Consider the following 11,436-nt stretch of genomic DNA (forward strand, 5'->3'; position numbering starts at 1 on the left):
TGAATCTTTCAATGCCAAGCTTAAATCATTTAGGGCTACATTCAGAGGAGTAGATGATGTAAAGTTCTATCTGTATAGAGTGATGATGCTATACGCTTAATTGTTAAATCCCCAAGAATACGGACTGACCCGTTAAAATGTATTTTAGCTTTACTTCCTGAGGACTAAGCATCTATTTATTTAGCAGATCTTCTGACTTTCTAGCTAAGAGAGATTAAGCCGATACCATTTCTTATCTACCTATTTAAATAAGTCTGGAACTAGAAAAAAGTGAACTTATCTGCTTGTTCTCGGGATGTTTAGGTATCAATTCTTTTGAGCTAGGCGAGTGTTGAGCATTGTTTTGCATGAAAATATTTCGGAATAAAAGAGTAAATGGCTTTGATGTTTCTAAAAAACATCCTACATTTGCAACCACTAATAAAACTGGTTCCGTAGCTCAGCTGGATAGAGCAACGCCCTTCTAAGGCGTGGGTCAAGCGTTCGAATCGCTTCGGGATCACAAAAAAGACGACCTCACTTGAAGTCGTCTTTTTTTGTAATATAAATATCCTCGTTATCTCCAACGTTTATTTACCTTATCTATGGATGTAAGTAGTAATAGAGTAGTGGCAAATAAACCAAAACTTACCACTGCATTAAAGAACCCAAAAGTTTCTGTTATCAGCTCATAGTGCGACATAAGTATGCCCGTCTGAATCGCTAGAAAGCTCAATGTCAAAAGATAAAAAATGATGCCGAGTGTTTTGTTGTTTTTAAATATCTCCGAGATGGGATTAGCTTTAAAAAGCCACTTGATTAGCACTAAAGGCATAATAACACCCATAAAGGCTATAAAAAGTTGATTGATATCATCTGTAATGAAAAATATTCTACCCGAGAAAAGTAGTATGGTAATACTAATAAGGTAAATAATAATTTTGTGCATAGTTTTAGGCTTAATTTTAAATACGATTATCTGTCTGTACCCAAATGAATACCAGACTATGCTTTAAATATACCATTTCTGAATGAAAGAATAACAATGGGGGCAGTGCTTTCTTTTTCTGATAGGTTGTAAGATAGCTTTTAAGCGTGTATATTATTCTTTTCGTGCTTATTTTTATCTATATCAAAAAAAGTTGTTATGGCTATGATGACGGCAAAGAATGCAAAGCCCACTACTATCAGGTTGTTTCCAAAAGGGAGCATTGCCCATTTGTTTTGAAGAACTAAAGTGTAGCTTTGGGTACCTATAAAACCAAGGAATGCAAGATAAAGTAATATCCCCATTAATAGGTTGGAGTGAAGTGTTTTATTGGTGTCTTTTTTGAATAAAATCCATTTGCCCATAAGGGTAGAAAGTACGAAACCCAAGATGGCTACATATCGAAAATCTTGTTCCAAATGAAAGCTAGAGATAAGCAAAATAGATAGGAGTAATATGAGTGAGCACAGAGCTATAATGACTACTTTATGCATACCTATTTTCTGTTTTATTGTTTATTATCTGATAGTTAAGTCTGGCAAAGGTAATATTATTTATGAACCTCTACTCGTTTTGAACTACTTTTTTACTCCTTAGCATTAGAATGTATGCGTTTGTTTGTGGTTACACACTTTTTATTATTGGCGTGCAAAGTTTAGGTTTAGTATAGTAAATTATTCCTTCATCTCTCTGTCATTACGCAAAATGACTGCCGTTAAATATTGTTACTAAATAAATTTATTATTACTTTTAGGTGTACTTAAATCCCCATATATTATGAAACGATTAGATTCGCACGTAAACCTCAATACCTATTTGTGGTTTTACATCATTTTCTTCTACGTTGGTGCAATTCTTGGCTTTACAGCTCATCCCTTCTTTATAGTAATACCCTTTGCTGTATTGGGAGGAGTGATAGGGCTGAGGAGGTACTACAAACCTGGTAAAACTGCCAATCAAATTATCTTTTTACCTCTATATCTTTTTTTCTTAGCGTCACTAGGAGCTTGCTTCTATATAAACCACGCTTTTGGAGAAGGTAATTCATGGGCTATATGCAGCATTTGTCTCTTGTTTTTGGCTTTTTCTGGTGGCTATTTCTTTATAAAAGAGAAAACTCTACCAGATACTTCAAAGATGGAGTGATTTAGAATTCGATATAACCAAAAAGGTAAAAACGGGATAGTTTGAAAAAGTTATCCCGTTTTAACATTGTAGCGTTTGATGATTAAAATATAAATAGAATTGTGTAAAGGTTTAGGCATAAATAGAAGATGTTTCTCTTTATACCTTATAAATACAAAAATCATATTCTGATCGGTAATACACTCTTGAGTGTTTTTTGGATACAAAATAGATATTCTTATACTCTTCTCTAAATATAGATAATGTTAAATAGATTAACAATTATTATTTGTATTGATTTTTAGAATCTACACTTATGGGTAATTTAAGTTTACACTTTTGAGGCTTTTTTGCTCTTTGAGATCAGTAGATTTTACCTTTATCATAAAAGTGACTTAAACAGTAGTAGAAATCCTCCTTTTTCAGATCTAATAAAATAATCTTTAAGCTGTAAGCTAGGGAGTGTTTTGGACCTTTAACCAAGCATGAAAATTTATAGAGATAAAATAGCCTATTTTTTTTGATGTTTCCAAAAAACGTTTTACCTTTGCACACGCAAATAAGGATTGGTTCCGTAGCTCAGCTGGATAGAGCAACGCCCTTCTAAGGCGTGGGTCAAGCGTTCGAATCGCTTCGGAATCACATAAAGGGACGACTTTGGTCGTCCTTTTTTGTTTCTATCCGTTTCCTCTCTCCTCTTTAGTATAACGGCAAATCGTGATTCTTGTCAAGTTGTTGATAAGTAGTCGATTACATCTTTATTTTTACCAACTACCATTGTATAATATACCCTATAGAGCTGATTTTTTAAAAAGATAAAATTCACTATGACACCGACATGATGATACGGTGTCGGTGTCAAAGCATGCTCTTGTCGGTGTTATGATGTTATCATCTCGTAGACACATCAGGGGTGTTTGTATATCTCCAGTAATCCTACTTTATCTACACCTTATTTTACTGCTCTCTTTTTATTTTCAGATTAGAATATGATTTTAAACATCATTTATAGCTGCTACAATAAGGCGATGCAATGAGTTGGATGTTTATCTTGTGGTAAATAAATATACAGTTGAAGATGCTCAAACGGATGATACAATAGATGCTTGTTAAGTCAGAGTACTTTAAAAATGTTATTGTCGATGGGCAGGATAGCTTAATATCACCCAACTAGCTAGTGTGTTTAATACTTTTCTCTATCGAACTTAAAATATTTTTCCATTATGGTTCATTAACATCTCTTTTCCCATTAGATATATCCTATATTATTTAAGAATAAGGACATAAAATCTAGTTTAATAGTGACAAGATAAATTATTTATTGGTATGTAAATATAATTATATATATAGTCAGTTCGTCATTCAAGATAATTAAAAAAGAGTGATTATTCCCTTATTTGTGGGGGTTGTAGGCATATTATTCATTTGTTGAGAGACTAATGATGAATATAGGAAGTCTTAATATGTAAAAAAATGTCTTGAATTAGTTTTGGTAGATGTAAAATTAATACATATATTAGCAGTGTTAAACTTTGAAAGGGTATTTTATATTAATGCAATAATTTTCATAATATGAAATATCTATTAGGGGTTTAATTGATAATAATGTTTAAAATCTACTGAATTAGTTAATTTAAAAGACGAAAATATAAACTGATAAGAAGCAATGATTTCACAAAGGAATGCAATCTATTTACTCTTGTTTTTAGTAATATGCATAGGCTATCAGGCTTGTTGGTTTTAGAGAATATACCACTCTAAAATGGTTAAAATAAATCTGATTGCTTGCAAGTTGCTCTATTCAATAGATCAATTGCATGATGAGCAAAGATAAAAAGGAGATTATACCTAACATCCTTTTTACTGATTGTTTTTTAAAGAATTGAGGCTTGATTAAAGCTGATTCACTCTTTGATCAAGCCTTGATTTAAAAGCTCTATAAATCAGATGCATATGTATTTTGCTTCTCCTTTTTTAGTCGTGTGCTAATTGACAATATAGCTCGTATATCTTGCTTGTATCTATTCGTTTTTAAATTTCATTCCTTGTAGTATTTCTTTGAAATTATTGGTTATAGATCTCTATGCTATACTAGTCATAGAGATAGATAAGATATTGATTGAGAATAATATGAACAATACAAGACAATATTAACCCTTAACTTAAAATCGTTTTTTTTCATAATTTTATAAATCTAGAATTATATTATTCTTAATCCCCACTACCACTCAATGACGAAGTGTAAATTGAGATTAGGAGTAGATTAGTTTTCTTTAATTCTAATATTTGTTAGCTAATATTCTATTGCAATATTTCCCTTGTTAAAATTTAGCTTTCATACTTCTGTATATCATTGGGTGGTTATGTGGGATTTTTTCTAGAATAGATCTTTGAAAATATTTAAAACAAAAAGGATTGGTAGAAGAGTGAGATTTCCTGGTAGCTGTAATATTTCATACATATAAAGAGTTCGTTTTTGATGTGGATAGAACAAATCAGAATGTGATCTTGATAAAATGTTTATCCTCAGTATATTATAGTTATTGAAATGATTTAATACACAAATATTTCATTTTAAAGTCTGTCAAAATGAAGATATGAGGCTCTCAGCCTCTATCTTGTGTATTTTGCAATTATGATTGGTCTTATAATTTTTATCATTTAAATTTTCCTTTTATCAATCCTTTTTTAGCATAACAGTTTTTACTGTGGAATCAAAACTACTTACAACGAAAACTCTAGATAATTTACTAAATACATGTTTAGCAATCTAAAATTACTAGTATTTTTTTACTTAAAATTCGAATCCATGTTGGAGTAGTAGGAGAGTGTAAAAGAATATTATAAGAGTCATCTCTTTATAATTTTCTTTTCCTCTCTTTTTTTATGGTTTTTTATTTTGAATTTTTTATAAGGGAGTAGTAGGTCTACCGATACATGTTTATGGAATCCCTAAAATGAATAAAAGGAGAGCTTTTACTAAGTAAGAGACTCTCCTTTTATTTTTATTAAAGTAGGTCTCATCTATTAATCTTTGGCTTTTTGGCAAGCTACCAAAGATTGATTTCGACCTACTTTATTTTCTGTATTTATTTATAAACCACAGAATTTGCACTTTGTTCAATGAGTGCTAGTATATTGTTTTTATGTAAAAATATTTCACTATCGTCTAGTGATCTATTAATATACACTATTATTATATTGAATACTATCAAATATAGTGGCTTATTAAGCCAAATTTAGTCTAACAGTAAATTATTTTCAATAAAGAAGCCTGTTCGTTTGGAACAGGCTTCTTGACAAATATATTAAGAACTTTCTTAATATAAGAAATGAATTACATCGTTGATTATCGCTATAATCTATCTTCAAATAATAGTAATAGCAAATATAGGAGGGTGATTAGCCACTAGCTGTCTAGTGTGAATTTATCATTTGTCAATAAGAATTTATTGAACACATCTATGGGATTTGTTGTGATAAAATAGAAGCTTGTAAGACTATAATATCTTACTTTTCGTTGTATCTCTCATTAAAATACTCCGAGAAATAGGGGCTTTTATTTTATGGGTAATCTTTGGGGGATACTCTTACTTTGTAAAGGATTATTAAAGAAATGCCCTATTGAGGATTAGGTTTTACATTGGATAGCCTCTATTTTACCTTAGTTTACGCCTTTATTTAATGTGTGTAAAGTTGGTGTAGAATCCACTGAGCTGAGTGTGGATTGTATAACAAGAGCCTCTTAAGACTTATTTTAGGATGATATTTTGATCTAGCCAATCGGCGTTTTTGGAGTTGGTAATGCGAATGGTTTTCTCCTTATTATTTTTGCGTATTTTAATTTCTTTGCTGTTGGTAAAGCGAGACAATCTCTTTTGGAAGAATCCTTTATCATTGGTTTCTCCTATTTTTTCTCCATCTAGATAGATTTGTGCCTGCGGGATGCCCTCTGTCATAGCCTCATTGTAGATGTGTAAGAAGAGAGTGACAAACTGTGGGCCGCTGAAATAGATGTAATCACCGTCGGGCAGGACGGGTATCTTGCGGCCACTTACTAAACTCGTGTCAATAGGAATAAAGTAGAAATTTCCTGCATCATCCGTTTTGGCTTGAGTACCAAAGATCTGGTATTTATTTTGAAGCATACGCATTCTATCCGTGAATAGATAATAATCGGATGCCTTAATGGCACGTTCTTGGGCCGCCTTGAATACTTCATTTTGATACTTTTGCTGATAAGGAATATCTGCTTGCTGAATTACTAAAAAGTAAGCCTGAGTAGCTTTTTTAGAAATTAAAGGAGGTTTTAACCAGCCATAAAGCTTGAAGATAGAGTCTATTTCAGTTTGATGGGTACTTTCCATTATCTGCTTACGAGCTAGTATTTCTGGGGTGAATACTCTTTTCTTGCTTGACTGGAAATTTTGATTCTCCTTGTAGATTTGCTCTAGGTATTGATTGACCTCTTTGAAGTCTGCTTTTGCCTGGCCCCAAACAGTTCCTGCTGCCAAAAGAGCAATCAAGCTAAGTAGTATTTTATGTTTTGCTGTTTTCTCCATTCTCACAAAGCTCTTTGAGTAGAATAATCTCTGTATAACTCTAGTAAAATTAGGGCTATTTTATCAGAATGCAAGACCTCCAGTCGTTTTATTTTAGAGGAGATTCCTATTTGTCCTGTTATTTAATTGTATATTTAGGAGTACATACAAATGGCTTTTATGAAACACTATCGTCGATTTGCTTTTATTCGTCAGGAGGGTGCTACGGATTGTGCCCCAGCTTGCTTAGCGATGATTGCTCAGTACTATGGTAGGCAATTCTCTATCGAAGCCCTTCGCAAACTATGTGGAACTACTGCCCAAGGCACTACCTTACTCCATCTTATGAAAGGGGCTGAAAGTATTGATTTAGAAGCTGTTTCGGGGCAGATGGATTGGGCTAAATTAATTAGTGAGGCCCCTTTGCCTTGTATTGTGTTGTGGGATCAAAGTCATTATGTAGTAGTTTATCGTATCCAAAAAGATTGGCTAGGTAGGTATAGAGTTCATGTAGCCGATCCCCAAAAAGGTTTGTTGAAATATTCGAAAGAAGGGTTTTGTAGGCATTGGGGTGGCGTTCGTGAAGAGGTACTAACCGCAGGTACAGTGCTTTTGCTTCACCCCACAGCTTTGTTTAATCAAGTAGCTACGAAGTCGGAGCAAATTAATGATAAGTGGAAATTTATTCAGAACACCCTGAAGCCTTATCGTAAATACGTCATATTACTAGTCTTAGGGTTAATATTAGCAGGAGGAATCCAACTTCTTTTTCCTCTTTTAATCAAAGCTTACGGAGATTATGCCTTAGATAGAGAAACGCCCAACTTGATACAAACCCTCTTCTGGATTCAAATTATATTGCTAGTCAGTGGGTTGGTCATTAGTTATATTCGTAATAAGATGGTGCTTCATATTAGTTCGAAGATGAATCTTAGTTTCATTTCAGATTTCCTTTTGAAGCTGATGCTTTTGCCCATTAATTTCTATAAAAACAGGTATGTAGGTGATGTCTTGCATCGGATAGACGATTACAGAAAGGTAGAAGAGTTTCTCACTACACAGGTGGTCCAAATTCTCTTTTCCTTAGTAACTTTCTTTGTTTTTGCGGGGGTGCTGTTGGTCTATAGTCCCTTTATTTTCTCTGTGTTTATCATTGCTACCCTCTTATATATCCTTTGGATTATGCTATTTATTCGTAAGAGAAAAATATTGGAGAGTCGTGTACGAGAAATTGATCAGCATCAACAACGGCAGATCTTTGAGATTGTACATGGGGTGCAAGAAGTTAAGCTACAGGGCTGTGAACAGAGTATTCGTAGGGCATGGCTTAATACTCAAGATCGATTTTTTGAAGTGAAAAGTAAGTTGCTAAAGATGGAACAGACCATTCACATCGGGAGTACTTTTATTATTGGTTCACGAAATATTCTCGTTATTGCCCTTTCCGTATTCTTGGTTTATGAGTCGCAGATGACAATAGGTATGCTTTTGGCTATTATGTATATCATTGGGCAATTGTATTTTCCTATGGATGAATTGATTAAATCGCTTTACTTTTGGCAAGATTTAAATTTGAGTCTAAGTCGGATTAAAGATATATCCGAAGAAGAGGATGAAACTACCTCCGAAAGAACGCTTACCCAATTTGATACCGCCTTTCCCGATATTACCTTGGAGAATCTGAGCTTTAATTTTAATTATTTCTCTTACCGCAAAGTGTTGAATAAAGTAAGTTTGCGTATTCCTGCTCAAAAAATAACTGTAATTGTAGGGGCAGATGGTAGTGGAAAATCAACCTTGTTAAAACTCTTGCTAGGTTTTTATTCGCCTACCGAGGGTAAAATAAAGATAGGGAATAGCGATTTGCAAGATATGAACTTGATGTGGTGGCGTAGCCAGTGTGGGGCTATATTACCCGATAGCTACATCTTTACAGACACCATAGCTCGAAATATCTCTTTATCTGATTCTACACCCGATATGGGCAAGATAAAAAGGGCAGCACGTTATGCCTTGCTGGATAGTTATATAGAAAATCTACCTTTCAAGTACAATACGCTGATAGGTCAAGATCGTTCTACGTCGAGTATCGAACTTCGTGAACGCATATTGATAGCTCGGTTGATTTATAAAGATCCTAGTTTTGTGTTTCTGGATATTCATCACTTTTCGCAGACAGATAGTATCTCCTTGTCACGCAAATCTGCTTTGCTTTCTCAGTGGAGTGATAAAACTATTCTGGCCATCACGCATCAACTTCATCTGCTGCAAGATGCAGATCACATCATTGTACTCGATAAAGGAGAAGTTGTAGCCCAAGGCTCGCATGAAAGTTTGTTGAAATCTTGCTCCACGTACTACAAAATAGTGGAGAATCAATTAAAAATCAATTAGTGCTTCATTTGGTTTAGATATTCCTTTGTAGCTGGAGTAAGCAGATAAGTTTTAAAATCTTCGGCACACGCTTTAATTTGCTCAGATGAGAAATCTTCGGTAATATCAAATTCGAGGTAGATACTAGAGTTGATCGTTACACCATATTTCCATTTATCAGCAATCTGTGTTTCTATCTGGTCTTTTAGCACCCGTATCACATTCGCCGAATAGTTGAATAACTCAAAGCAGATAACATGCTGCGATTCATCACAATAATATCCATACTCTATCCATAGCGGGTTTTCCTCGTCATTGAACAGGTCGATACGGTAGGTTATTTCAATTTCAGAATCTTCCCAAGGACATTCATTTTCTACAGAATCAATAAAGAAAATCTCACTGTTTTCATCTCTCTCTGCATCAATTTCCAAATCAGGATTCTCTTCTATTAAATCAGCCCAATAATCGGCTAAATCTTCATAATAACTCTCCAATTCCACTTGTAAGTGGTGAAAGGTTTCCGATAGCTGATTCATGATTGAGGGAACTTGGGTGAGAAAAGAAACATCCGATTTTTTGATACTCATAATTCGTGTCTTGTTTTTATGATAAATCTAAAGTACTAAATATCTCTTTAAAAGAGGAGGAGATATGCATAAAATAGAAATAAAAGGAGCCGAATAAAAGTATTCTATATTCTCTATAAATCTTAAATGACTTTACACAATGGAGTAGAATTGTCTTAAAAATCAAGATATTAAGGCTTACTACTTTATAATCTATCAGATTACTAGCATCTTTTAAAGCAAATAATTATCTTTAATGAGTGTTAATACCTTAAAACCATTCAAGAATCAAATCGCAACTACTATGAATAAGGATTTTTTAATTTACTCACATCTCTTTCTTGCAGCCATTTTAATTGGAGTTGCTTTTTATGTTGAAGAACCTTTTTTGCGTAGAGGGTCATACCTTTCTGCTATCGGCATAGCCTATATGGTCGTAAAAAGATCAAATGTAGATGAGTTTTGTGGCAGAACTTGGTGGGATCATCTCTTCTCAGTAGTATTAGTTTGTACTGCTGCTTACTCCATAGCTTTCCTCTTTTTTGCCTATTCTACATTTGAAATCAAGCTAGGTATAGCTGCCTTATTAGCTCTTGTGGGTCTTGTAGGGGGTTGGAGAATAAAACAACATCATAAGGAAGAGTGCTAAATTTATTGAGTTTCTTGTGAACTAAACTGACTTTGCCCCATCGGGTAAAGAAAACTGTTATGTCTTTTAATGTGATAAAAAACTTCCTGTCTGCTTCTTTTTAGATGACTTAAAATGGTGTTAATAAAGAGTGTAGTGTCTATCTTTGCAACTTGATTTTTTGAATAAATGCGATGAAACACACACTTTTTTTATTACTCTCTTTTTTTCTCTTTCCGATCGGGATATATGCCCAAGAGAAGAAAACAATTTCTTATGATATTGAGGCAGGTTTATTTAGTTCAGTTTTGGAGGATGGCGTTCCGTGGTATTTGGGCTTTAAGTTGAATTATAATCTCAATCGTTTTTCGGCAGTATATGCTGGAGCCAATCTAAATTTTGCTCGAATAGAGCAAAGTCGTAAATCTGGAGAATATACAACCTACTCACTAGATGCACCTCTTATGAACTTAAATACATCCATTGGAGCCAAAGTCTTTACCCCGTTAACAGCTAAGATAGGGGTGATGGCAGATGCTTCGTTCCTTTTCTCTCCAATTCCTTTTAACTTAGTACGTTTAGATGAAGAAAAGCTATCTGTTACAGGGGGTGTTTATGAATCGGATAGATATCTCAAGGGAGTGTACACTCATTTTAACCCGACCTTTAAAATAAGTGCGTACTTATTCTTCAAAATACCATCAGTAGATGATGCTCGTATGTATGTGGGTTATTCTGTAAGTAATTATAATATTTTAAACTCTTACTACCGAGCTGAAGTCCATGGAGTAAAACTTAAGGATTACTTTGATTTGAAAACGGGTAGATCTACCCTCAGCTTATTTGCTGGAGTTACTTTTTAGTTTGGCTCTAGCAAAAAACGACAAAAATAGATTTATTATGACACCGACATAATCATGCTTTGACACCGACATCGTATCATCATGTCGGTGTCATGATAATTTTATATCCTTGATATCAGTTGTTTGTCTTTTTGTATTTTTCTGCTGTTTTTTCAACGAGGAGTTGAAAAGTCTACTATTTATTTTCTTATAAACCTATCTCCTATTCGCACTAGTGTGCTAAATTAGTCTTGTTCTCAATATCTCTGAGAAGATGTTCAAACACGATGTGGTATTCGTTGACTTCAGAAATGTGATGACGGGTAGCTTGTTCGCTTAATTCGTGTGTATATTTCACCAATAAATGTTTAGGAGATTGGTACAGCTGTAT

8 protein-coding genes and 2 tRNA genes are annotated in these 11,436 nt (G+C 33.8%); 6 read left to right on the forward strand and 4 right to left on the reverse strand.

Going from position 1 to position 11,436, the window contains the following annotated elements:
• Nucleotides 1-428: 428 nt before the first annotated feature.
• Nucleotides 429-502 (forward strand) — tRNA-Arg (locus tag K8V80_RS06515).
• Between the two features lie 54 nt (nt 503-556).
• Here the strand turns inward: K8V80_RS06515 and K8V80_RS06520 are convergent.
• Together K8V80_RS06520 and K8V80_RS06525 are read right to left on the reverse strand one after the other, a co-directional pair.
• A complete protein-coding gene (locus K8V80_RS06520; protein WP_276776318.1) occupies nt 557-928 on the reverse strand; it encodes a hypothetical protein in 372 nt (123 codons plus the stop codon).
• A gap of 140 nt (nt 929-1,068) precedes the next feature.
• Nucleotides 1,069-1,461 carry a hypothetical protein gene (locus tag K8V80_RS06525; protein WP_006745332.1) on the reverse strand — a complete coding sequence of 131 codons (393 nt, stop codon included), beginning with the start codon at nt 1,459-1,461 and terminating at the stop codon, nt 1,069-1,071.
• 283 nt (nt 1,462-1,744) lie between these two features.
• On the opposite strand from K8V80_RS06525, the gene K8V80_RS06530 reads away from it, so the two are divergent.
• A complete protein-coding gene (locus K8V80_RS06530; protein WP_006745331.1) occupies nt 1,745-2,113 on the forward strand; it encodes a hypothetical protein in 369 nt (122 codons plus the stop codon).
• 547 nt (nt 2,114-2,660) lie between these two features.
• A tRNA-Arg gene (locus K8V80_RS06535) sits at nt 2,661-2,734 on the forward strand.
• Nucleotides 2,735-5,844: 3,110 nt separating this feature from the next.
• Here K8V80_RS06535 and K8V80_RS06540 read toward each other — a convergent pair.
• Nucleotides 5,845-6,654, reverse strand: a complete 810-nt coding sequence (locus K8V80_RS06540) for a DUF6624 domain-containing protein (protein ID WP_276776321.1) — start codon at nt 6,652-6,654, stop codon at nt 5,845-5,847.
• A gap of 150 nt (nt 6,655-6,804) precedes the next feature.
• Here K8V80_RS06540 and K8V80_RS06545 point away from each other — a divergent pair, with 150 nt between their 5' ends.
• Entirely contained in the window at nt 6,805-9,027 is a 2,223-nt protein-coding gene (locus tag K8V80_RS06545) for a peptidase domain-containing ABC transporter (RefSeq protein WP_276776324.1), read from the forward strand.
• On the opposite strand, the gene K8V80_RS06550 is transcribed toward K8V80_RS06545, so the two are convergent.
• The gene (locus K8V80_RS06550) at nt 9,024-9,596 is read right to left on the reverse strand and encodes a hypothetical protein (RefSeq protein ID WP_276776327.1); all 573 of its coding nucleotides are present in this window, start codon (nt 9,594-9,596) and stop codon (nt 9,024-9,026) included. The genes K8V80_RS06545 and K8V80_RS06550 overlap by 4 nt on opposite strands.
• 235 nt (nt 9,597-9,831) lie before the next feature.
• On the opposite strand from K8V80_RS06550, the gene K8V80_RS06555 reads away from it, so the two are divergent.
• A complete protein-coding gene (locus K8V80_RS06555) occupies nt 9,832-10,224 on the forward strand; it encodes a hypothetical protein (protein ID WP_276776329.1) in 393 nt (130 codons plus the stop codon).
• Nucleotides 10,225-10,397: 173 nt separating this feature from the next.
• Complete coding sequence (locus tag K8V80_RS06560; RefSeq protein WP_276776332.1) at nt 10,398-11,066, forward strand: hypothetical protein; 669 nt, start codon at nt 10,398-10,400, stop codon at nt 11,064-11,066.
• Nucleotides 11,067-11,436 lie beyond the last annotated feature (370 nt).

It is taken from the genome of Bacteroides coprosuis, assembly GCF_020741705.1.
GTDB classification, from domain to species: domain Bacteria; phylum Bacteroidota; class Bacteroidia; order Bacteroidales; family Bacteroidaceae; genus Bacteroides_E; species Bacteroides_E coprosuis.